The organism is Xenorhabdus sp. PB30.3, from assembly GCF_963895965.1.
Lineage (GTDB): Bacteria > Pseudomonadota > Gammaproteobacteria > Enterobacterales > Enterobacteriaceae > Xenorhabdus > Xenorhabdus stockiae.
Genome location: NZ_CAWQMW010000068.1, coordinates 1 through 24,326, shown reverse-complemented (window position 1 = coordinate 24,326; position 24,326 = coordinate 1). Strand labels below are relative to the sequence as shown.

Annotated in this window: 21 protein-coding genes; 3 read left to right on the top strand and 18 right to left on the bottom strand. The window is 44.3% G+C overall.

The window, feature by feature from the left end; genetic code table 11:
• Positions 1 to 40 precede the first annotated feature (40 nt).
• The 16 genes from rplI to tsaE form a co-directional block, all read right to left on the bottom strand.
• Positions 41 to 493: a 50S ribosomal protein L9 gene (rplI, locus tag AACX38_RS05140; RefSeq protein WP_099119994.1), complete on the bottom strand. Its 453-nt coding sequence runs from the start codon at positions 491 to 493 to the stop codon at positions 41 to 43.
• A 38-nt stretch (positions 494 to 531) separates the two neighbouring features.
• Positions 532 to 759: a 30S ribosomal protein S18 gene (gene rpsR / locus AACX38_RS05135; protein WP_000135199.1), complete on the bottom strand. Its 228-nt coding sequence runs from the start codon at positions 757 to 759 to the stop codon at positions 532 to 534.
• A 4-nt stretch (positions 760 to 763) separates the two neighbouring features.
• A complete protein-coding gene (priB, locus tag AACX38_RS05130) occupies positions 764 to 1,081 on the bottom strand; it encodes a primosomal replication protein N (protein ID WP_099109369.1) in 318 nt (105 codons plus the stop codon).
• A gap of 5 nt (positions 1,082 to 1,086) precedes the next feature.
• Positions 1,087 to 1,485, bottom strand: a complete 399-nt coding sequence (gene rpsF / locus AACX38_RS05125; protein WP_086955108.1) for a 30S ribosomal protein S6 — start codon at positions 1,483 to 1,485, stop codon at positions 1,087 to 1,089.
• Between the two features lie 275 nt (positions 1,486 to 1,760).
• The gene (gene rlmB / locus AACX38_RS05120; RefSeq protein WP_228863669.1) at positions 1,761 to 2,495 is read right to left on the bottom strand and encodes a 23S rRNA (guanosine(2251)-2'-O)-methyltransferase RlmB; all 735 of its coding nucleotides are present in this window, start codon (positions 2,493 to 2,495) and stop codon (positions 1,761 to 1,763) included.
• 65 nt (positions 2,496 to 2,560) lie between these two features.
• Positions 2,561 to 5,047, bottom strand: a complete 2,487-nt coding sequence (rnr, locus tag AACX38_RS05115) for a ribonuclease R (protein WP_228863688.1) — start codon at positions 5,045 to 5,047, stop codon at positions 2,561 to 2,563.
• A 56-nt stretch (positions 5,048 to 5,103) separates the two neighbouring features.
• Positions 5,104 to 5,523, bottom strand: coding sequence for a nitric oxide-sensing transcriptional repressor NsrR (nsrR, locus tag AACX38_RS05110; RefSeq protein WP_099119992.1), 420 nt, complete (start codon positions 5,521 to 5,523; stop codon positions 5,104 to 5,106).
• Between the two features lie 224 nt (positions 5,524 to 5,747).
• On the bottom strand, positions 5,748 to 7,046 hold the full coding sequence (locus AACX38_RS05105; RefSeq protein ID WP_228863668.1) for an adenylosuccinate synthase: 1,299 nt from the start codon (positions 7,044 to 7,046) through the stop codon (positions 5,748 to 5,750).
• 302 nt (positions 7,047 to 7,348) lie between these two features.
• Positions 7,349 to 8,356 carry a protease modulator HflC gene (gene hflC / locus AACX38_RS05100; RefSeq protein WP_099119990.1) on the bottom strand — a complete coding sequence of 336 codons (1,008 nt, stop codon included), beginning with the start codon at positions 8,354 to 8,356 and terminating at the stop codon, positions 7,349 to 7,351.
• Positions 8,357 to 8,358: 2 nt separating this feature from the next.
• The gene (gene hflK, locus AACX38_RS05095) at positions 8,359 to 9,588 is read right to left on the bottom strand and encodes an FtsH protease activity modulator HflK (protein WP_099119989.1); all 1,230 of its coding nucleotides are present in this window, start codon (positions 9,586 to 9,588) and stop codon (positions 8,359 to 8,361) included.
• A gap of 329 nt (positions 9,589 to 9,917) precedes the next feature.
• The gene (hflX, locus tag AACX38_RS05090) at positions 9,918 to 11,198 is read right to left on the bottom strand and encodes a ribosome rescue GTPase HflX (protein WP_228863667.1); all 1,281 of its coding nucleotides are present in this window, start codon (positions 11,196 to 11,198) and stop codon (positions 9,918 to 9,920) included.
• Positions 11,199 to 11,345: 147 nt separating this feature from the next.
• Positions 11,346 to 11,648, bottom strand: coding sequence for an RNA chaperone Hfq (gene hfq, locus AACX38_RS05085; RefSeq protein ID WP_086955100.1), 303 nt, complete (start codon positions 11,646 to 11,648; stop codon positions 11,346 to 11,348).
• A 107-nt stretch (positions 11,649 to 11,755) separates the two neighbouring features.
• Complete coding sequence (gene miaA / locus AACX38_RS05080; RefSeq protein WP_228863666.1) at positions 11,756 to 12,697, bottom strand: tRNA (adenosine(37)-N6)-dimethylallyltransferase MiaA; 942 nt, start codon at positions 12,695 to 12,697, stop codon at positions 11,756 to 11,758.
• Positions 12,690 to 14,660 carry a DNA mismatch repair endonuclease MutL gene (mutL, locus tag AACX38_RS05075; protein ID WP_228863665.1) on the bottom strand — a complete coding sequence of 657 codons (1,971 nt, stop codon included), beginning with the start codon at positions 14,658 to 14,660 and terminating at the stop codon, positions 12,690 to 12,692. Before mutL ends, miaA begins: the two co-directional genes overlap by 8 nt.
• 76 nt (positions 14,661 to 14,736) lie before the next feature.
• Entirely contained in the window at positions 14,737 to 16,059 is a 1,323-nt protein-coding gene (gene amiB, locus AACX38_RS05070) for an N-acetylmuramoyl-L-alanine amidase AmiB (RefSeq protein WP_370630603.1), read from the bottom strand.
• 14 nt (positions 16,060 to 16,073) lie between these two features.
• Positions 16,074 to 16,538, bottom strand: coding sequence for a tRNA (adenosine(37)-N6)-threonylcarbamoyltransferase complex ATPase subunit type 1 TsaE (tsaE, locus tag AACX38_RS05065; RefSeq protein ID WP_228858105.1), 465 nt, complete (start codon positions 16,536 to 16,538; stop codon positions 16,074 to 16,076).
• A 368-nt stretch (positions 16,539 to 16,906) separates the two neighbouring features.
• Here tsaE and queG point away from each other — a divergent pair, with 368 nt between their 5' ends.
• Positions 16,907 to 18,064, top strand: coding sequence for a tRNA epoxyqueuosine(34) reductase QueG (gene queG, locus AACX38_RS05060; RefSeq protein WP_228863663.1), 1,158 nt, complete (start codon positions 16,907 to 16,909; stop codon positions 18,062 to 18,064).
• 536 nt (positions 18,065 to 18,600) lie between these two features.
• Here queG and AACX38_RS05055 read toward each other — a convergent pair.
• On the bottom strand, positions 18,601 to 20,043 hold the full coding sequence (locus AACX38_RS05055) for a 4-hydroxyphenylacetate 3-hydroxylase family protein (RefSeq protein WP_339385661.1): 1,443 nt from the start codon (positions 20,041 to 20,043) through the stop codon (positions 18,601 to 18,603).
• Between the two features lie 321 nt (positions 20,044 to 20,364).
• The gene (locus AACX38_RS05050; RefSeq protein WP_228863661.1) at positions 20,365 to 21,858 is read right to left on the bottom strand and encodes an MFS transporter; all 1,494 of its coding nucleotides are present in this window, start codon (positions 21,856 to 21,858) and stop codon (positions 20,365 to 20,367) included.
• Positions 21,859 to 21,959: 101 nt separating this feature from the next.
• Here AACX38_RS05050 and AACX38_RS05045 point away from each other — a divergent pair, with 101 nt between their 5' ends.
• On the top strand, positions 21,960 to 22,859 hold the full coding sequence (locus AACX38_RS05045; protein WP_228863660.1) for a LysR family transcriptional regulator: 900 nt from the start codon (positions 21,960 to 21,962) through the stop codon (positions 22,857 to 22,859).
• A gap of 154 nt (positions 22,860 to 23,013) precedes the next feature.
• Entirely contained in the window at positions 23,014 to 24,273 is a 1,260-nt protein-coding gene (locus AACX38_RS05040; protein WP_228863659.1) for a hypothetical protein, read from the top strand.
• The last annotated feature ends 53 nt before the right edge of the window (positions 24,274 to 24,326 follow it).

Here is a 24,326-nt window from a genome sequence, read left to right as displayed (position 1 = left end):
CAGCGTTTTTTGTGCACATGTTCTTGTAGCTAATCAGAGATTAAGCTTCTGGAACAATGCTAACGTTCAACTGTGCGAATACATCGCTGTGTACCTGAAAGTGAACTTCGTGCTCACCAACAGTACGCAGAACGCCGTTAGGCAGGCGAACTTCGCTCTTAGATACAGCAACACCAGCAGCAGTAACTGCATCAGCGATGTCACGAGTACCGATAGAACCGAACAGTTTACCTTCGTCACCCGCTTTAGAAGCGATAGTCACAACGCCCAGTGCTTTGATTTGCTCTGCACGAGCTTGTGCTGCTGCCAGAACGTCAGCCAGTTTAGCTTCCAGTTCAGCACGGCGAGCTTCGAAAAATTCGATGTTTTTCTTAGTTGCAGGAACAGCTTTGCCCTGAGGAACTAAGAAGTTACGGGCATAACCCGCTTTAACGTTAACTTGATCACCCAGGCTACCCAGGTTCGCTACTTTATCAAGCAGAATAACTTGCATTACCTTATCCTCTCAAAGTCGTGAATGGACTGTGCCTATTACTGATGACGATCAGTATAAGGCAACAAAGACAGGTAGCGTGCACGCTTGATAGCACGAGCGAGCTGACGCTGATATTTTGCACGAGTGCCGGTGATGCGGCTAGGTACAATTTTACCACTTTCAGTGATATAGTTTTTCAGCGTAGCAATGTCTTTATAATCAATCTCTTGTACGCCTTCCGCTGTGAAACGGCAGAACTTGCGACGACGGAAATAACGTGCCATTTGGCTAGTCTCCAGAATCTATCAATTCAATCTGCTCGGCATGAAGAACCAGTTTACTAAGACCATTGCGCCCATGATGGGAGTTAATGAATCCTGAAACGGTTATTCGACTACCGACCGTTATACTGTGAGTATATTCTTGTAACAATTGTCCGCTGGCAATAACGGGCATTCTGCACCATGACTGCCTGCTGAATCCGGCTTCCTGCTGCTGTGAACGATGTTCGAGCACAAACTGACAATGTGGAATACCGGATGGACTGACTTTTCGTATCGGTGTCTTGCACACTGTGCCAGAAAGCACCAAACGATTAGCTGTCACAGAGATTACTCTTCAGAATCCCCAGCTTCATCAACATCATCAACCAGGCCTTCTTCCAGGACCAGGTCACGGCTGCGACGTTCGTCTTTAGCCTTAACCATTGGTGATGGTTCAGTTACTGCGTGCTTAGTACGCATAACCATGCTGCGGATAACGGCATCGTTGAAGCGGAAGTTAGTTTCCAGCTCATCAATCGCTTCTTGTGGAGCTTCAACGTTCAACAGAACGTAGTGAGCTTTGTGCAGTTTGTTGATTGGATAAGCCAGTTGACGGCGGCCCCAGTCTTCCAGACGATGAATCTGACCTTGTGCGTTAGTGATAGTTGCACTGTAACGCTCGATCATGCCCGGAACCTGTTCGCTCTGGTCAGGATGGACCATAAAAACGATTTCGTAATGACGCATTATCATTGCTCCTTACGGATTATTCAGCCTCCTGTCAGGGTCAGCCGTGGCCCATGGAGGCAAGGAACGTGTTAAGTACGGCTGAAAAATCGACGCGTCACTATACCTGCGTAGTAGAAAAAACTCAAGTAATACCCGCCGTCTTTCAAGTGGCCTCTTTGTTGGCTACGCTCACTCACCCCAGTCACCGTTTTTATAAACAGACGATTGTCTATGTTCCTGGTGATGAGTTCCCTTGCTGCCGCGACGCATCTCGAAATCCATAGGGTATATTTTTAAGCGCTTCTCTGACGCATGATTTCAAACAGACAAACGCCCGTTGCAACTGAAACATTCAGAGAAGAAACAGAACCTGCCATAGGAATACTGACCAGCTCATCACAATGATCGCGAGTCAGACGGCGCATGCCTTCACCCTCAGCACCCATGACCAGCGCCATCGGGCCAGTCAGTTTGCTTTGATACAGGGAATGAGTAGCTTCTCCCGCTGTACCCACAATCCAGACATTGTGTTCCTGCAATAAACGCAAAGTACGGGCGAGGTTAGTAACACGGATCAGAGGTACGCTTTCTGCGGCACCACAGGCAACTTTTTTCGCAGTTGCATTCAGCTGTGCCGAACGGTCTCGGGGAACGATAACGGCATGAACTCCTGCGGCATCCGCAGTACGCAAGCAGGCTCCCAGATTATGTGGGTCAGTCACACCATCCAGCACCAGCAGGAAAGGACGCTCACACTGAGCCAGTAAATCAGGCAGGTCATTCTCCTGATATTGACGTCCGGGTTTAATCCTCGCGATGATCCCCTGATGTACCGCATTTTCTGTCTGTGTATCCAGCCATTGACGGTTAGCCAGTTGAACAGAAATGCCGATACTTTCCAGTTCCTGCAACAGCGGGGTCAAACGGCGATCTTCGCGCCCTTTCAGAACATAAACTTCCATGAAGCGCTGTGGGTCGCGCTCCAATAAGGCTTTAACGGCATGAATACCGTAGATAATTTCACTCATGACGGGATGATACCTAAAAAATGGAGGGCGGCGAAAACCGCCCTATTATCTCTATTTTTTGCTAGTTAACTATCAACTGTTTTCCGCGTTTTTTTCGCGCGTTTAGCTTTCAGCTTTGCCGTGATCTTTTTGGTTTTGTCTGAAATTTTTTTCTTTTTGCCTGCTTTTCCTGACTGGCTGTCTGACGTTTTATCTGACTTATTTCCTGAACTGGCTTTTTCCGTTTTTTTCTTCTTACGGAAACCGCTATCTGGCTCAAAATTATCTGATTTTTTACAATCACGACCTTTTTTGGCACCTTTACGCTCAAATGCGCCTTTTTTCGCTTTATCCCGTGCTGTTTTGCCTTTATTACGGGCTTTGCGGGTCGTAGAAAGCAAAGCAAAGTCAATCTTACGTTCATCCATGTGAACCGCTTCTACACGGATTTCTACTTCATCGCCAAGCCGATAAGTCTGCCCGGAAGATTCACCTATGAGACGCTGACCAACATTGTCATGACGGTAATAGTCATTATCCAATGTGGAAACATGTACCAAACCATCAATGAACAGATCATGCAACCTGACAAAGAAACCGAAGCCCGTCACACTGGTAATCAGGCCGGTGAAAACATTACCCACCTGATCCTGCATGAAATCACATTTCAGCCAGTCAGCCACATCTCGTGTCGCTTCATCAGCACGGCGTTCAGTCATTGAGCAGTGATCGCCCAATTGCAGCATCTGCGCCATATCGTTGTGCCAGCCACCGGTTGGTGTCCAGTGCTGTTCAGCAGTACCGTTTTCCTGTGCCAGCAGATACTTAATTGCCCTGTGTAAAACTAAATCAGGATAACGACGGATCGGCGATGTAAAATGTGCATAAGCGCGCAGGGCCAGACCGAAGTGACCGCGATTTTCCGGATCATAAATGGCCTGTTTCATGGAACGCAACAACATCGTTTGCAACAATTCATGGTCGGGACGTTCAGAGACAAGTTTCATCAGTTCAGCGAAATCTTTCGGCTCTGGCGTCATGCCACCCGGCAGTTCCAGTCCCAGTTCATTAAAGACCGAACGCAAATTCAGAATACTTTCTTCTCGTGGTCGATCATGAATACGATACAGAGCAGGTTCACGATGTTTTTCGACAAAACGCGCAGCCGCAATATTTGCCAGAATCATGCACTCTTCGATCAACTTATGAGCATCGTTACGCACAACCGGTTCAATGCGCTCAATTCTCCTTTCCGCATTGAAGATAAATTTCGCTTCTTCAGATTCAAACGAAATGGCTCCCCGCTCGTCACGGGATACATCCAACGCCTGATAAAGTTCATGCAGATGCTCAATATGCTTCACCAGCGGCTTGTAATGTTCTCGCAGTTCCTGATCGCCCTGCAGGATTTTCCCTACTTTGGTATAAGTCAAACGGGCGTGAGAATTCATCACCGCTTCGTAAAATTTGTATGAAGACAACCTTCCCTGAGCGGAAATCGTCATTTCACACACCATACACAAGCGATCAACCTCTGGATTTAGCGAACATAATCCGTTTGATAACACTTCCGGCAGCATCGGTACAACCTGCGACGGGAAATAAACGGAGTTACCACGGCTACATGCTTCGGCATCCAAAGGCGTTTGTGGGCGAACATAGTAACTGACATCAGCAATGGCAACCCATAAGCGCCAACCGCCACCGCGTTTTCTTTCACAATATACTGCGTCATCGAAATCACGGGCATCTTCACCATCGATAGTGACTAATGGCAGTGCTCGTAAATCAACCCGGCCTTCTTTCGCTGATTCCGGGACATTTTCATCCAGACCAGCTAACTGTTTTTCCACTATCGGTGGCCAGTTATAAGGGATTTCATGGGTTCGAAGGGCAATATCAACCGCCATGCTCGTTCCCATCGTTTCACCGAGTACTTCAACAATTTTACCGATGGCTTTAGTACGGCGGGTTGGGCGATTCGTCAGTTCCACAACAACGACATTCCCCATCCTTGCTCCGCAAATTTCTTCTTTCGGGATCAGGATATCGAAACACAAACGGCTGTCATCAGGAACCACAAAACCCATACCGGCATCGATAAAATACCGCCCGACTATCTGGCTGGTCTTTGGCTCCAATACCCGGACGATACGCGCTTCAATACGGCCTTTACGATCCGGACGTAAAGGTTGGGCCAAAACAACATCACCGTGGATTGCCATCTTCATCTGTTCTGCTGACAGATAAAAATCCTCTTTGTGACCTTCCACCCGTAAGAATCCATAACCATCACGATGCCCAATGACAGTTCCTTTTAATAGATCCAATCTTTCCGGCAACGCATAACACTGGCGACGAGTGAAAACTAACTGTCCATCACGCTCCATTGCGCGCAAACGGCGACGCAATGCTTCCTGCGCCTCTGCGCTGGTTAACTGAAGTTCTTGTGCTATTTCCTGACGACTTACCGGAGTGGTGTGTTTAGAAAGGATATCCAAGATATATTCCCGACTTGGGATAGGAGATTCGTATTTTGCAGCCTCTCGTTCCTGAAAAGGATCTTTTGACATCGCTATTCCTCTGTTGTCATCAGTAAGCTGTTTATCCCCGCGCTTTATTTCCTGCTTCATTTCGTCAGCAACAATTGATAAAGGGGACGATTGTCTTCAACCATATCGGCCAAAGAATATTGATTTAATTCTTCCAAAAAGTTTTCCACTGCCTGATTCAATACTGATTTTAGACGACAGGCTGGAGTAATATGGCAGCTGTCGCAGTTAACTAATCCAAGTGGCTCCAGTAAACGCACCACATCACCAATTTTAATTTCACTGGCGGATTTTCCCAGACTAATGCCGCCGTTTTTTCCTCTGACAGCATTCACTAATCCCAGATTACTCAGTTGATTAATGATTTTTACCATATGATTACGCGATACACCGTAAACTTCTGTTACTTCAGTAATATTTGTCATCTGGCCTTCAGGTAAAGAAGCCATATAAATCAGGGCACGCAAGCCGTAATCGGTAAAACTGGTTAACTGCACACTTACCTCTGGGTGGCTGGATATAACGGGGATTATTGGAAACCAAACAAGTAAAGATTATTGGTTTATCATCATTAACTGGTCACATTATGTGGGTATTTTAAAAATTAAGCAAAGCAAGCTGTCACCAGAAAAATGATAGAGGTACGGCTGTCTGCGTCCCCAAAATGCAAAAACCGGGCATAAAGCCCGGTTAGAGATACTTAGTGATTAAAAATAATCAGTTAAGCATCAAATGGATCGCGCAGGATCATCGTTTCAGAGCGATCAGGGCCTGTAGAAATAATATCAACAGGAACACCAGACAGTTCTTCTACACGCTTAATGTAGTTCAGAGCAGCTTCTGGCAACTGACTGTGCTCTTTCACACCGAAAGTGCTTTCATCCCAGCCCGGCAGGGTTTCATATACCGCTTCCAGACCTTCCCAGTTCTCTGCTGCCAGTGGTGTAGTGTCGATGACAGTACCATCAGCCTGACGATAACCTACACAGATCTTAACTTCTTTCAGGCCATCCAGTACGTCCAGTTTGGTCATACAGAAGCCGGACAGGGAGTTAATTTGAATAGCGCGGCGGATAGCAACGATATCCAGCCAGCCAGTACGACGGCTACGGCCTGTGGTAGCACCAAATTCCTGACCTTTCTGGCGCAGATATTCACCGGTTTCATCAAACAGTTCTGTTGGGAATGGACCTGCACCAACACGGGTAGAGTAAGCTTTGACAATACCCAGTACATAATCAACGTAACGCGGACCCAGACCTGAACCCGTTGCAACACCACCAGCGGTGGTATTAGAGGAGGTTACATAAGGATAAGTACCGTGGTCGATGTCCAGTAATGTACCCTGAGCACCTTCAAACATTACCAGCTCACCTTTCTGAGTTGCTTTGTAAAGCAGGTCAGAAACGTCAACTACCATGCCAGTCAGGATATCCGCAATCGCCAGAATATCATCCAGAGTTTTCTGGAAATCAACGGCAGGTTCGTTGTAATAGTTAACCAGCTGGAAGTTATGATAATCGATGATTTCTTTCAGTTTAGCTGCGAAAGTTTCTTTATCGAACAAATCACCCACACGCAGACCACGGCGAGCCACTTTGTCTTCGTATGCAGGACCGATACCACGACCGGTTGTACCGATTGCCTTCGCACCACGCGCTTTTTCACGAGCATTGTCCAATGCAACATGATAAGGCAGGATCAATGGACAAGCTTCAGAAATAAGCAAGCGCTCACGTACAGGAATCCCACGTGATTCAAGCTGGTTCATTTCTTTCATCAAAGCATCTGGTGCTAAAACGACCCCATTAGCGATAATGCTAATGACATTTTCACGCAGGATCCCAGATGGGATTAAGTGGAGAACGGTTTTTTCACCGTTAATGACTAATGTATGGCCCGCATTATGGCCCCCCTGATAACGGACAACATATTTAGCCCGTTCAGTCAGCAAGTCGACGATTTTACCCTTGCCCTCGTCACCCCATTGGGTGCCCAATACGACAACGTTCTTACCCATTTCAAAAGTTCACTCGGTTGCTTAAAAATGGATTCTACCATCTCATTTAGCACCTTTCAGTATTTTTTCTCACTTCTGTTATTTCGTTTCGTCATATTAACGGGCTGATAAGTCAGCATTGGTAATGACGGAATAACTCATAAGAGCTACAAAAGAAGCAATTTGAAAGACTGTGGGTATAAAAAAGGACGTAAAAAGCCACTGTAAGTTTTCTTACAGTGGCTCAGAAATGACGTTTATTTCTGCTAATTCAGGCAAATATCAGACAATTTATCTGTAATCAATTTACCTATCAGAAACTATCAGTCATTAGCACGACTATGAGTGCGCTGTTTAGATGGATCTTTCATGTAGCGGAAGAAGTCTGTATCAGGGCTGAGAACCATGATATTCCCTTCATTCCTGAAGCTATTCTCGTACGCACGCAGGCTACGGATAAAGGCATAAAAATCAGGATCTTTATTGAAAGCATCAGCAAACAGTTTTGTTGCTTCCGCATCACCTTCACCGCGTAAAATCAGAGCCTCACTATATGCTGCTGCTTTGATTTCAGTCGCCGACTTATCAGCCGCTGCGCGAACCTTCTCAGCTTCTTCCAGCCCCTGTGAACGGTGACGACGCGCTACCGCTTCACGTTCTGCACGCATACGCTGGTAGATTGCTCCTGAAACTTCATCCGGCAGGTTGATCTGCTTGATACGGACATCCACAACCTCAATCCCCAGTGCAGCCATACTGTTCGGATTGAAAGCAGGCTGTGCACCTTTAGTTTCTTTCTTCACACGGGCAGCAGCAGAAGCGATTGCATCGTCTGCGGAAGAGTCTTCATCACTCGTTCCCAGGTTCAGAGCATTACGTACATCCGTCGTCAGACGACCACGGGAGTCGGTCACGATACCACGAACATCCAGACGACCGATTTCAGAGCGCAGACGGTCACTGAATTTACGTTTTAACAGAACTTCAGCCTGAGAAATTGAACCATTACCGGTAGCCAGATAATAGCTGCTGAAATCTTTAATGCGCCATTTCAGATAAGAGTCAACAATCAAGTCTTTATTTTCACTGGTAAGGAAACGGTCTGCCTTGATATCCATTGTTTGGATACGGGCATCAAGCGTTTTAACAGTTTCAATAAATGGGATCTTGAAATGTGGGCCCGGCTGATAAACCACTGGCTTATTTTCAGCATCACGTACTACTTTACCAAAACGCAGTACGATCCCACGCTGGCCTTCATATACGATAAAGATTGATGAGTAGAGCACAACCAATATGGCGGCAATAACAAAGACGAACGACTTACGCATTATTATGGTCTCCCTTGTCTTGTCGTATCACCACGCAGGTCGCTTGAATCACCATAGCCAGAACTGCCATAACCTGATTGCCCGTGTGCTGGTGTGGAATGTGTCGTGCTGCGATGCTCTGGTGTTACTTTCACTTCTGGTGATTTAGCCTTTGCTGCTTCAGCCTGACTACGAAGAACCTGATCCAGTGGCAATACCAGCATATTATTGCTCTTTTCATTGGCAATCACTTTGCGGGTATTACTCAGAACTCGTTCCATTGTCTCGATATAAAGACGCTCACGGGTAATTTCCGGTGCCGCTTTATATTCAGGCAGGATTTTGGCAAAACTTGCTACTTCACCCCGTGCATTCAATACCGCACTGACCTTATAAGCTTTGGCTTCTTCGATAATACGCTGAGCATTACCTTTGGCAATTGGTAAGACAGAGTTTTTATAGGCTTCTGCTTCACGAATGGTTTTTTGTTCTTCTTCACGGGCTGCGATAACGTCATCAAATGCCGCTTTCACCTCTTCAGGCGGACGCGCAGTCTGGAAGTTAACATCCAGCAGGGTGATCCCCATGTGGTATGGACGAATGGTTTCTTCCAGTACCTTTTGGGTATCATTACGCACAATAGTACGATCCGCTGTCAGGATTTTTTCCATTGTGTATTTGCCGACAACCCCGCGCACAGCACTGTCAGTCGCCTGACGAAGACTGTTATCTGGATTGGTGACATTGAAAAGGTAGGCTTCAGGATCAGTAACACGATACTGAACGTTCATTTCAGCACGCACTACGTTTTCATCCGATGTCAGCATGACACCCGTTGTTGCCAGTTCGCGAACAGATTCAACGTTAACAGCACGAACGCGGTCGATAAATGTCATCTTCCAGTTCAGACCGGGCTGTACGATATGGCTGAATTTACCCAAACGGGTAACAACACCACGTTCTGTTTCCTTGATTGTATAGAAACCACTGACAACCCAAACAACAACTACAACAGCAATGGCGAGACCAATAAGACGTCCACCAAATTTAGGGTTCTGCCCAGAACCATTTCCACCTTTGTTTCCACCGAGGCCGCCGAGTTTTTGGCTCAGTTTACGGAACAGATCGTCGAGATCAGTTGCCCCACGGTTTCGACCACCTTTATTGTTGCCGCCGGAGTTGCCGCCATTATTCTTGCTGCTTCCCCACGGGTCGCGGTCCTGTCCGTTATTACCGGGCTGATTCCACGCCATGTTTTAGCTCCACTTTTTAGTTTTTCACTGGTTTTTCAGAGGTGACTGCTCTTCCACCCACACGGGTGAGGCTTCCCACTTCACAGGCCGCTGTTACTGATATATCAGACACAACCTCCATGGGCAAAAACGATAAACTTCACCGTTTCATAAGCAACCAATATTTTTGGGTGATACCTTTTGACAGTGCTGATGACAGTGCTGATTTCGTCACTGCAATTCTGGCACAATCATTTCATCACCACCATTTCATCACGTTACTCCATAACGCTAAGTACCCTGAAATGGCGGCCAAAATAATACCTTGTTTGTCGCCCTGCGCCAATCAATCAGACAACATAGTCTGGTAAATTTGGCTCCTGCTTACACAGACGACGCCAGTCGATCATCGGCATCCTGACTTCTAGCCCCAGCTGACCGCTTTCTTCCATCCATTCACGCTCAATGGCCTGAAGCTGGTAAAAACGGCTACGCAGACGCCCGGCTTCCGGAGGCAAATGCAATTCATAATGTGCAATCTCACCGGAAAGAAGTTCAGTCAGTGCCTGCAATAGCAGGGGTATACCTTCCCCGCTCTGGGCTGAAAGCCAGACTCGCACCGGACGATTTTCTTCATCACGGTCAATCCGGGGTTCAAAATCGTCCAGCATGTCGATTTTATTCATCACCAGCAAAGAAGGGATTTCATGCGCTTCAATCTCTTCCAGAACACTGTCCACTGCAAGAATGTTCTCATCCAGCCGGTTATCAGCCGCATCAACGATATGAAGCAATAACCTTGCCTGCCTTGTTTCCTGCAAAGTGGCCTTAAACGCTGCCACCAAATCATGGGGTAAGTGACGAATGAAACCAACGGTGTCAGCCAGAACAACCGGGCCGACATCATTTACAGCGATCCGACGCAATGTCGGGTCGAGAGTAGCAAAAAGCTGATCAGCAGCATATACCTCAGCCGAGGTTATTCTATTGAATAAACTTGATTTTCCGGCATTGGTGTAACCAACAAGAGAAACGGTGGGAATATCTGCTTTGTTGCGCGCCTGACGCCCCTGTTCACGCTGTCTTTCTACTTTACCAAGACGCCCCAGAATCTGTTTAATTTTATCGCGCAACATACGGCGATCTGATTCCAGCTGGGTTTCCCCGGGGCCACGTAAACCAATTCCGCCTTTCTGGCGTTCAAGATGGGTCCAGCCTCTGACTAAGCGAGTCGATAAATGGCGTAACTGTGCAAGTTCTACCTGCAACTTACCTTCATGAGTTCTCGCCCGCTGGGCAAAAATATCCAGTATTACACCAGTACGATCAACAACACGACATTGGCACAAGCGTTCCAGATTACGTTCCTGAGCAGGAGAAAGTGCGTGATCAAACAGCACCACATCTGCACCACTGTTTTTGACTGCTTCAGCAATTTCTTCTGCCTTGCCTTCCCCGACAAAATATTTCGGATGCGGAGCCTTACGGCTTCCTGTCACAATCTGCACAGGAGAAACACCTGCGGAAGTCACCAATGATTCAAATTCACTGAGATTTTCCGTGTCTTTTTCCTGTGAGAAAAAAACATGCACCAGAACGGCTAGTTCTCCGCCTTCGTAACGATCAAACAATGGTGCAACCCTCAGGCTGAGTATCCCCTTCGTCTTTCAAGCTACCGAGATGCAACTCGAAATCCATTGGGTATAAAATTCCATAGGAAAAACATAGGTAAAGTCTCCCTACCTATGTTTTTATTTATGTCAGGCATTATCACTGATTTATTCAGCGATATCATTTTCCTGTTGTGCTGCCGGACTGTTACCAGCCTGATAATTTCCCACGCTGGATGCCATATTAGCATTGCTACCGTGGTGAGATACCGGACGGGAAGGCACAACAGTAGAGATGGCGTGTTTATAAACCATCTGGCTAACCGTGTTTTTCAGCAAAATGACAAACTGGTCAAAAGACTCAATCTGACCCTGCAATTTGATGCCGTTGACTAAATAAATAGAAACCGGGACCCTTTCACGACGTAATGCGTTCAGGAATGGATCTTGCAAAGATTGCCCCTTAGCCATTCTATATTTTCCTTATTTTGTTGTTTTTAACTAAGAACCCGTTGGTTCGAAAAAGTAACTACTCAAAAATGACGCTTTGTACTGATAATTGTACACAATCAACGAATTTATGTACCAATAACCTGCATGACTGTTTTCAGGGCCTGCTCAGGCTGGTCGCTGTCCAACCAGGCCACATCGTCCCACCCCCTGAGCCAGGTTATCTGACGCTTCGCCAGCTGGCGAGTTGCGCAGATACCACGATAAACCATCTCATCATGAGAAATCTCGCCTGCAAGGTAAGACCACATTTGACGATAACCAACACAACGAATGGAGGGTAAATCCGTATGCAAATCGCTACGAGCATAAAGCGCTTTAACTTCATCTTCAAACCCTGATTTGATCATCTGTTCAAATCGGGCTGCAATGCGCTTATGCAAAATTTCACGGCTTGCAGGCGCAATAGCGAACTGATGAACACGATAAGGCAATACTTCCCCAGACGTTTCTGTCAATGTAGTTAGAGTGTTACCCGAAATCCGAAAAACTTCCAGTGCACGAGTAAGACGTTGTGGATCATTTGGATGGATTCTTGCTGCTGCAACCGGATCAATCTCCTGCAATTGCTGATGCAATGACTCCCACCCGTGTTCCTCTGCCTCCTGCTCAATGACCGCCCTGACTTCAGGGTCTGCTGAAGGTAGTGGTGATAACCCTTCCAGTAATGCTTTGAAATATAGCATGGTTCCGCCGACCAGGAGCGGAATTCTCCCTGCTGCCGTAATTTCTGCCATTTGTTCCAGCGCATCGCGACGGAAATCAGCAGCAGAATACACGTCGGCAGGATCCAGAATATCAATCAAACGGTGCGGAGCCTGAGCCTGCTCTTCTGCAGACGGTTTCGCAGTACCAATATCCATGCCACGATAAACCAGTGCAGAATCAACGCTAATCAGTTCAACCGGAAGATGCTGACGCAAAGCGATTGATAATGCCGTTTTTCCTGAGGCTGTCGGCCCCATAATAAAAATGGCTGTGGGCAAATGTTGAGTTTTTAAATCACTCATGATTAAAAAGTGCCACCACTGCTTGTAAATCAATTAATTGTAATAAACCCTCTGGCGGAGATCCCACTAATTGAGGGCAAAGACGCTCAACATCAGCTAAAAGCTGAACAGCCTGTGCAATATTCCACGTTTCATGTTCACTGCCCAAATGGCGGGCAAGCCAGATTGCTACCTGCTGTACTGAAACTGATCGTGCTGAAACTGATGACTGTTCCATCAGATAACCCAACAACGCCGGAAAAAGTTTTGGCAGGTTTTGTTGGCGCAGAGGCAACGATACCGCATGAATGGTCACTTTTCCATGTGCGACAGTCGATTCAATACCAAAAGTCTTCAATAGCTCACTATTCTGTCGCAAAACATTGACCTCTGTCTCACTGAGAGACAACTTCAGTGGGATGAGAAGTGGCTGTGGTTTAAGCCCCTGCTCCCCCGGCGTTAATTGAGCCTGCCGCAACCAGCGTTCAGCAACAGGCAGTGACAATAATCCAATACCCGAGGTCGATTCAAGCAATGCATAGTGGGGAGCATAGATACTCAATACTTTACCGAAACTATAACTACTATTTTTTCCCTGTACAGGAGTTGAACGAGCAGACATTAATGGTGCTTTTTCTGTGACAGAAGCCGACTTTTCGGAAATTTTTCTTTCTGCGTCTGACCGTTCAGGAAAAAGTGGCTGCTTTTCTTCTGGCGCAAACTGCATCAATTTTTGATACAACTCGCCTTGTTTTTTCTGGTAACTTTCCCCCTGATAAGGCTGTCTGATACCACTATGTCCTGCCTGATGACCTGAAGATGGTGTTTCAGAGGCGGTACGGGGGGAGGATGACGTTTTTTGCGTTGACCCGGCCGAAGCTGTTTGTTTTTGTCGGAGAAAATGGTTTTCCCCCGCAGAAGGCCGGTTTTCGGGTATCCAGTCTGTTGTCTCTTCCTGACAATCTAGCCCCAGCTCAGTGCCGTTACTACGCTGTTTCAGCACCGCAGCAACACCCTGATAAATAAAATCATGTACCAGACGAGCCTGATGAAAACGTACTTCATGTTTAGCTGGGTGTACATTCACATCAACCTGATGCGGGTCTATTTCTAAATACAGGACATAGGCCGGTTGCTGTTCGCCTTGCAGTAAGTCCTGATAAGCCTGACGGATAGCATGATTAATCAGCCGATCCCGCATCATGCGCCCATTCACATAGCAATACTGAATATCCCCCGCGGCATGAGAACTTTTGGGATCAACAACCCAGCCCTTAATAGACAACATATCGTGCTGCCATGACAGTGCCAGCGCCTGCTGCATAAATGCCGTACCACAAATCGCTGCCAGCCTCCGTTCATGCTGGGATTCTTCTTTAGCCGGACGATACTGACGCACGAGCTTTCCATTGTGATTCAGATTAATCGCCACATCCAGACGAGCAAGGGCGATTCTGCGCACGACCTCATCAATATGACCGAACTCAGTTTTTTCTGTTCTCAGGAACTTACGTCGGGCAGGGGTGTTATAAAACAGGTCCAAAACCTCAACCGTTGTTCCGACAGGATGGGCGGCAGGTTTTACCGTCACTTCCATATCACGGCCTTCGGCATAAGCCTGCCATGCTTCTGCCTGTCCCTCAGGCCGGGAAGTCAGGGTCAGCCGTGAAACAGAACTGATACTGGCCAGCGCTTCACCACGAAACCCCATACTGACAATGGCTTCCAAATCATCCAGAGAGGCTATTTTACTGGTCGCATGACGGGCCAGCGCTAATGTGAGATCCTGGCGGCTAATTCCACAGCCATTATCACGTATGCGGATTAATTTTGCGCCACCACGTTCAATATCGATATCAATACGGGTAGTGCCGGCATCAAGGCTATTTTCCACCAGCTCTTTCACTACCGATGCCGGGCGTTCAACCACTTCACCAGCAGCAATCTGGTTTGCTAATTGTGGGGGTAATATCCTGATAGCCATATTCGACCTTACCTACTTTTTCTTGGTAATTTGCGATTTTTCTTAAATCACCGGGTTTCTTACGTACCGTTTAAAATTATTTTGGTGCTGTCTGCAACGGGTTTGCCTGAAAATAGTGACGCAACCCAAGATGAATCGCCTGCGCCAGCTTTTCCTGATACTGATTGGAGCCTAACAACTCTTCTTCTGATGTGTTACTGATAAATCCTGTCTCCACCAGAATGGAAGGAATATCCGGTGAGCGCAAAACCCCTAAGCTGGCATGTTCCGGCGTGCGCTTATGCAGAGAGCCAACCTGAGATAACTGTTGTAGCACCTTAACCGCAACGTCATAACCTACCCGCTGTGAATGCCCGAATTGTAAATCTAGCACTGCCTGACTCAAAAACGGATCTGTACCATTAGCCAGAGCATCTCCCGCGCCCCCCAATAATTCAGACTGTTTCTCATGTTGCTCCAGCCAGTTTCCCAGCTCGCTGTTTGCACGACGATTAGACAATACCCAGACAGAAGCCCCTCTGGCACTGCGATTAGGTGCAGCATCCGCATGAATAGAAACCAGCATATTTGCTTTGTGCTTACGGGCCACCTCAGAACGTCCGGCTACCGAGATAAAATAATCTCCGTTGCGTGTCAGAACGGGTTTAAACATCGGGTCATTACGTAAAAGTTCTTCCAGCCTGCGCGCCACACTGATAGTTATATTTTTTTCCCGTAATCCTCGCAGCCCGATGGCTCCCGGGTCCTGTCCTCCATGCCCGGCATCGATAGCAATCACAATCGGATATTTCCCCTGAGCAGTTTTATTTATCTGCTTTTTCACAACCGGGGCATTATGCGCGGACACAGGTTTTGTTTCCTGCATGACAGAAGTGACCTCAGCCGCTGCTTTACCTGTTAGTGATTGCTTACTTTTTTGTGGAATAGAATTCTCTTTGAATATTGAAGGGCTATTTGCAGCCCCCTCGGCCTTCAGGGTAAAAATAATCTGATATTGATTCCCGGATTGCTTTACAACGGAAGTGGCCGTTGCCTTCTTAGCCAGTTCCAGTACTACCCGCTTATGTTGCGCATCAGGCGGCTGGCTAGTTCGGACTATCTTCACCAGATTCTGACCAGATAAACGCATCGGCAATCCTGTGATACCGGCTGACTGACGAATATCCACAACCAGCCTTTCAGGATTATGAAGAGGAAAAAAGCGATACTCGGGATGACCGCCAGTGAACCCCAATGTAACAGTAGCTTCAGATGAATTGTTACTCACATGCACATTTGATAGTGTCGATGCGACCGCCGTTGTCATAACCAATTGGCTCAGAACAATAAACAGCATAAAAAACATTAGCCAATAGGATTGCCATTTTTTTATCGTCTTCACGCAGAAGGCATTCATCATGGTCAGGGATTCCTTCATAAGGATTTCAGATTATCCAGTAAACTTTCACCATATTCAGATAACGCCACAAAATGAGCCTGCCGCCCTTCATTGTTATAGGCTAGATGCAACTCAATATCAGCGTTAGGTAAAAACCCTGCTCCTTGTTGCGGCCATTCCACCAGACAAATGGCATCCTGATGAAAATAATCGCGGATCCCCATAAATTCCAGTTCTTCAGGATCTGCCAGACGATACAAATCAAAATGATAAACAGGGCGTGGCTGTAGAGCGTAAGGTTCAACCAGTGTATAAGTCGGACTTTTCACATGCCCCTGATGACCCAGCGCCTGTAAAAAACCACGGCTAAACGTTGTTTTTCCGGCACCAAGGTCGCCATATAGATAAATAACATAGCCGCGTTCGCAGGCTGCTGCCACTGAATTGCCCAATGCAACAGTGGCATTTTCATTCGGAAGTGATAAAACAAGTTCTTTCATAGAAAATTATCTATTGTTTTATTGAATTAAAGCCTATTGGAATATACCCATCATTTCCCAGACCATCGTCTGAAACCCATAGGATATATGAAAGACATATTAGTTAGATAGTTTAACCAATAACCATAACATAACTCAGCTATTATCATTTACTATCTTCTACCCGGAAACAAAGCAACCAGAAAGACGACGGGTATATACCCAATGGATTTCAAGTTGCATCGCGGCGGCAAAGGAACTCATCTCCGGGAGCATAGATAACTATGTGACCGGAGTGAGTGAATGCAGCCAACAAAGAGGCAACTTGAAAGACGACGGGTAAAACCTGTGTTAACCTATCCGCCCTTTACAGCAGCACTTAATATCCAATGGCAATCCCTCTCGACCTGAACCTTCTGGCAGCAAACATCAAACAATGGGGCCTTTCTCTCGGTTTTCAGCAAGTTGGTATCTGTGATACCGATTTATCCACAGAAGAGCCGAGGCTACAGGAGTGGCTCGATAAGCAATATCAGGGAGAAATGGACTGGATGGTACGCCATGGCATGATGCGAGCACGTCCTCATGAATTGCTACCGGGTACTTTGCGGGTTATCAGCGTGCGCATGAATTACCTGCCGGCCAAAGCCGCTTTTGCCAGCACCCTGAATAATCCTGAGCAGGGGTATGTTAGCCGTTATGCACTGGGCAGAGATTATCATAAACTGCTACGCCAGCGGCTTAAAAAGCTGGGTGAGCAAATTCAGGAATATTGCTCCGCCCATGAATATCAGGGAATACTGAATTTCCGGCCTTTCGTTGATTCCGCTCCGATTATGGAACGCCCGCTTGCCGCTAAAGCCGGAATTGGCTGGGTTGGTAAACACTCACTTATTTTAAACAGAGAGTCAGGCTCTTGGTTCTTTCTCGGTGAATTACTGGTTAACCTTCCCCTCCCTGTTGACTCCCCCCAGGAAGAGCAATGCGGGCGTTGTGTTGCCTGTATGACCACGTGTCCGACAGGCGCCATTGTCGAGCCTTATACCATTGATGCCCGTCGCTGCATTTCATATCTGACAATTGAGCTTGAGGGTGTGATCCCGGAAGAGTTTCGCCCATTAATGGGCAACCGGATTTATGGTTGTGACGACTGTCAGCTTATCTGCCCTTGGAATCGTTTTTCACAATTAACAGACGAAGCCGATTTTAGCCCTCGCGCAGCACTACATACTCCTGAACTACTCGATTTGTTCAATTGGAGCGAAGAAAAATTTCTGCGTATAACAGAAGGTTCAGCAATACGTCGTATTGGCTATTTACGCTGGCTGCGTAATATTTCAGTTGCATTGGGTAATGCCCCATACCGTGATGAAATCGTACTGGTTTTAGAAAAAAGAATTGGGCTAAGTGAGGTGTTAGATGAACATATCCACTGGGCTATTGACCAACAACTATCTCGCCGAAGTATTGATGCAATTAACGTTCAAACATCACAACAAAAACGGTTAATACGGGCAATTACCAAAGGGTTGCCCCGAGATGCTTAATATACAATCAGCCTGATTTTTGCTTAAAAAAAGCTTCTGTTTCCTTGTGAATAAAATAAAAATGCTTTTCTACTCAAAGTGCAAAGGAAAGATAAATATCAATTAAGATACTTTAAATAAAAGTCAATTATTCAAACTTATCAATTAGTTAATTGATATATCTTATTTAAGATAATAAATTAAAAAAGTTAGACGCGATCATATCGCCTGTGGATAACTCTGTGTAACAAGCAAATCAATACTGGGCAACTCAAAATGGTTGTTATGTTAAATTCTGTGGATAAAAAATAGAAATTGTACTTCACTGGAAAGCATCAGGGATCAACAGTAAAAATGGAAACTCTTCATCCATTCTAGACACTAGTGGAGAAATTTTCCTCTGCCTATCCAAAAATGAGGCGGCATTATGGACCTGTTAAAGCAGGATGGCAAGCGCTTTCAGAAAATTATTTTTGATGGGAATAAGATAGCAAATAATTGCTACTATTGCCCCACAGCTCAGTCACAACGGGGCAAGTATGGCAACAAAACGTGAGTTAAAGGGCTTTTATTTTTTCCACTAATTCTCTTGATAATCCCCAGTCGTATTGATTGTAAAGCCGTCCCAGTGTCTGATGAGGCGCTCCGGCGTAAAACAGTTCATATTGGTGGTGTCTTGAGGCAAATTCAGAACCAATAGCATCCCAGACCAGTTTCATGAACTTGACCTTCTCAGTAGGGGAAACGATAGATGAATATTGTGTTTTCTCAATAATACTCAAAATTTCAGAATTTTCTAAATCAGACTGACTTGATGGCATCATCAAAATTCCGCCACCTGCTAACTTTCTGATCGTCTCCAGTACATTTGGATATGTAGACTGCCCGATGACTCGATATGTATAAAGCAACGTTTTGTCAGGTAGATAAAATCCATTATCAATTTTTGGACAATGGATCACACTTTTAAATAATCCTTCAATATTCATGGCATAAGAAGCAAGCTGTGCCAGTGATTCTTTTACGGGTGGATATTCGCTGACACCATTATTTTCAGCCATTTCCTGAGCCATACCAGCCAGAAAATGTAATTTTACCGCGTAACGGGCAATACTCTGAATATCCATCAGGAGTTCCGTTGCGGTTGAATCCACCTGCTTAAAACACATCTCGATATCTTCGCAGACGAATACCCTTTCCCAGGGAACCAAAACATCATCGAAATAGATGGTGGAATCGTTCTCATCAAAACGGGATGATAGCGGATAATCAGCGGGATTAGCGCCCTGCTCGTAAGAACGTCTGGATATAATTTTTATGCCCTTTGTATTGATCGGCATAGCAAAAGAGAGCGCATAGCGTTCATCAACGCCTTTTTTCATCGGCTTATGCGAACCAACTAATATTTCATCTGCTAATGCTGCGCCGGTAGCAACCATTTTTGCTCCCCGAACCACAATACCTTTAGCATTTTTTTCCACAACCCCAAGAGTATGGTAAATATTCTTTTCATGCGCACCCGGTGTTTTTGAGCGATCGCCCTGTGGGTTAATCAGCGCATAGGCCAGATAAAGATCATTTTCACTCACATAGGCAAAATAATTCCGTAAAGCGTCAGCGCGTTCCTGAGAATAAGATTCGAACAACTCAATATGCGTGACCATTCCGGTAAGCACCGCTGCTGCATTATCCGGGCTTCTGCCAAGCCAGCCGACAGTCTGCTTCGCCCACTCATATGCAGCCTGACCACGCGCAATCAGCTTCTCGGGGGTGGAAGGTAACTGCCAGTACAGACTCATCTGCTCGTCGGTTTCCGTCCTGAAAGTCATTGTATCTGCATGTTGGATTTTATAATCATACAGGCTTGCTACAGATCTAATCGCATTCCTGAACGCAGGGTGATCCACATGATCTGTAACTTTTTCTCCATTAATAAAAATAGTGCGTCCATCACGCAAATTTTCTATATATTGCTTTCCGGTTCTTATCATACTTTCCATGCTCCTATCGATAATGATAATTTTAAAGGTCAAGCAGAGAAATCTTTTCAGTCAGCACTGGATATCAAATATACAAAAAAACTGTCCACAACTGGAAATAGTATAATTACCATAGCTCTCATTAAAATAAGGCAGAGAACAACAAGCTATAAACCGCACTAATACAGGCCGTGATTACTCTTTCTGGCAAAAAATATACTTTCAAAGAAATGGAATATTTTTATTCTAATTAACCAGAAAAGCCATATCAAATTACGGAACCTTCGTGATCAATAACATAAAAAGTCGGTTTCCACGCAAAAAAACCATATTAACTAATATTCAGCAACTCCCCTTTTCATTTTTTAATGTTATAAAACAAATAATAGAAGCCAACATTGTTATTCCCATTAATATATATATCAACATATTGAAAGCATCATTATAAATAATCAGGAGTTCCTGATCAGATAAATGAATAAACAGGCTGCTGGCATTGTCAAAATTACCTGTTGTCAAATTACTTGCCGCCGTAGAAATCACTTCGGTGGGCTGCTGTGAAACTCGCTGTAAACTTATTTGTAGTAAAAAATTGAGCATTGCTAATGCTCCTGCAACGCATATGGCTTCACCACAAGCTCGCATAGTTGTGAAAATACCTGTTGCCATTCCTGCCCGTTCTATAGGCACTACCCTAATAGCAAGATCGTCCATCAATCCCCACGGAAAACCTGTACCAACACCTATCAACATCAATGGCAATATTAACTCTGTCGGTTGTGTACCAACAGGTATGTTTGCTAACCATGCTAACCCAGCTGAGGCACATAATAAACCCAGACATGAGAGTACCGGCGATGAAAACCAGCGCGTTAACAAAGCCGCGAAAAAAGGAACAACAAGCATTGGTGCTGACAATGAAAGCATTATTTCGCCAGCTTCAATTGCACTGTAACCTTCAATACCAATTAATCGAATTGGAAACAAAATCAACAAAACAATAAAACAAACCGCAGTTGCCAGTGGCAAAAGTTGTACTCCAACAAACTTTTTAAAACGAAAAAGAGATAAATCCAGCATTGGGCGAGTATGCGTTAATTCGCAACTAATAAAAATACACAACATCATGACGGAAGCACCAAATAGTAAAAGAACAGAAATGCTTCCAAGGCCACTTTGTGGAATTTGCATAATACCAAATGTTAATAACACTAAAAATGCAGTGAAACTAATTACACCTTTAATATCGAGTTTTGCTGCATTAGGATCCCGTGACTCACGCATTTGGATACAACCAATTACCAGTGCAATTCCTCCAAACCAAGCCCCCAGTAAAAATACAGATCTCCAACCAAATATTTCTATCAAAGCACCTGAGATCACCGGCCCAAATGCTAAACCCACACCAAAAGCTGTCCCTAACAAACCAAAAGCCTTTGTTCTTGCTCTTCCATCAAATTCCTGTGCTAAAGCAGCATTCCCCCCCGCCATAGTCAGTGCTGCGAAAAAACCTTGTATTCCACGTAATAAATCAAGATAAACAACACTATTGGCAACAGTAACAAGAAGAGAAAATAGTGTGAAACCCGTTATACCGCTCACAAACATTTTCTTGCGTCCATATTGATCAGCTAACGCTCCTGCTGCCATTACAGCACTACCAAAACTTAATGCAAATGCATTAATAACCCAAGATAGTGCAATTGCACTCCCTCTCAACTCAGATTGAATCGCAGGTAAAGCTACAGCTGGCCCCGTATATTCAAGAGGTAAAATCAGCCCGGCAATACAAACAGCAGCCAATACCCAATACCGACGCCATGACTTCTTCGCCATTTGCAATCTATGCCCCCACAAAAGTTTTTAATAGCTTTATTTTACTTCTGTACCATCATAATAATATTGCTATATGTTCAAATAAAAATTGTGGAAATAGCATGAATCATGATTTAGCACTCTGGCAGCTCTTTTTTCGAATTGCCGAAAAAGGAAGCCTGATAAAAGCAGCAAAAGACTTACGATTAGATCCCTCTGTTGCTAGCCGACGTTTAGCGGCTCTTGAGCGGCAGCTAAAAGTTCAATTAATTAATCGTTCAACCAGAAAATTAAGCCTGACAGAAGCAGGAGAGTTAGCTTATTTCCGGATGTTACCTTTGCTTAATGAAATAGATAATACATTGAGTGATATCAGCGGTAATGCATTATCTGGAATAATTAAGATTACTGCTCCGGTGAGTTTGGGAGAACACTACGTCACACAATGGTTAACCGTATTTCAACATAAAAACCCAGACATTATATTTGATATAGTACTTTCAGATAGTTGCCTGGACCTCCGGCAGGAAGGGATTGATCTCGCGATCCGAATTGGCGAATTACCTGACTCAACCCTAATCGCTAAAAAATTGGGAAATATTTCTGGAGTATTATGCGCCAGCCCTAAATATCTGGCAAAGTATGGAACACCAATGTATCCACAGGATTTAACGAAACATAAGTCGATTATTTACTCACTACATCAAAATATCCATCCAACCAACCTTCAATTATCCCGCAATGAATTAATCGAACGAGTAGAGTTATTCGGTAGTTTTTATCTTAATAATGTAGGGGCAATTTATCAGGCTGTATGTGATGGAGCCGGTATCCATGCAGGACCAAAGTGGTTATTCAATAGTGCTATCAAAGATGGAATATTAATCCAATTATTACCTGACTGGACTCTCCCTTCACTACCGATTCATCTTTTAAGAGTACAAAATAGCTATGTTCTCAACCGGATATTAATATTAAGTGACTGGATAACGGAATGCTGGAAGCAGGTCGATAATATATAATAATATTCGATAGACACCCTATACTAATAGACTGTTACTTCTAAAATAACGTATTAATTTTCATTCCTTTTTATTATATATTCACTATAGAATAATTAAATATAAACTTATATAAAAATAACATATCAATCAACTCTAAATGAGGTTGTTACCTATGATTATTAATGATAAGTCAAATGTATCTCAGGTAGTTAATACAATTGATGATTTATCACTCATACATGAATGTTATCATTGCATACTGGGAATGAAAAGAAACGAAAAACTCACAAATATAAATTGGTTTCACTCAAGTGATATCTCTCTTTCAATATTACAAATACATATAGTTGACTTACTTCTCTCAATGGAGAAAAGTAAGTATAAACAGGCTAAATCACTCATCGAGATATTAGAAAAAATAAGTGAAAAAGAATCGGATAAACGCGCTGATTTGATCAACTCCGGGATAATTTCTTTAATTAATGAAAATTATTATCAAGCCAGAAATTATTTCTATAAATGCTTACTAAAAAACCCTAAAGATATATTCAGTTTTTATACATGTCATATGATTGAGTTCAACAATGGTATGACCGGAACCATGCTTGAAACGCTCAGTCTTGTTAACAAGCACTGGGAGATTAGCGATGAGTTTTATAGCTATTTCAAAGGTATTAAAGCCTTTATCCTGAATGAAAATGGGTATCATGATGAGTCTTATGACAGTGCAGCCAGTTCACTGAAAATAAATAGTTTCGATATTTATGCTATTCATGCCATCTGCCACTATTTTTATGATAAGAAATTATTTCATGAGGGAAAGGAGTGGATGGATGAAATGAAGGACATTTGGCATAACAACTATGGCATGAGAATCCACCTGTTCTGGCACTATGCGATGTTTCTCATGGAAATTAACGAAATTGATCAGGCATTAGATATATATCATCAAATTCGTCATAAAAATGACAGGTATGGACTTGAAGATTTAGACGCCACTTCTTTATTATTTAAAATGAAATTCACGCACGGAAGGGACAATCAATATATACAAAAACATGCAAATTTACTTTTTGAGTCATGGAATAATAAAGATGAGCTTGGTTTTTATTTCTTCAATGATTTCCATGCAGCGTTAGTCTTTGGCATTAATAAGCGATTCGATATGATAGATTTCTTGATTGAAAAAACAGAGAAAAGTAACCCGATAGGCTACTATAATACAAAAATAAATATCCTTGAATCGATAAGAAATTATAGTCAGGAAAATTATAAAAATGTAGTCTTACTTCTGCAAGAACCTATGAACTACCAATTCATGGGAGGGAGCCGAATTCAACGAAGTATTATCAATGAGATATTTAATGATGCGAAATTAAAGCTGGGAATAAAAAATAAACTTCAAAATATCTTATTAGCTTCTGAAATATAATTATATTTCTTTATGTGATTACGGCATTTACTAAACAAACCTTGGCCATATAG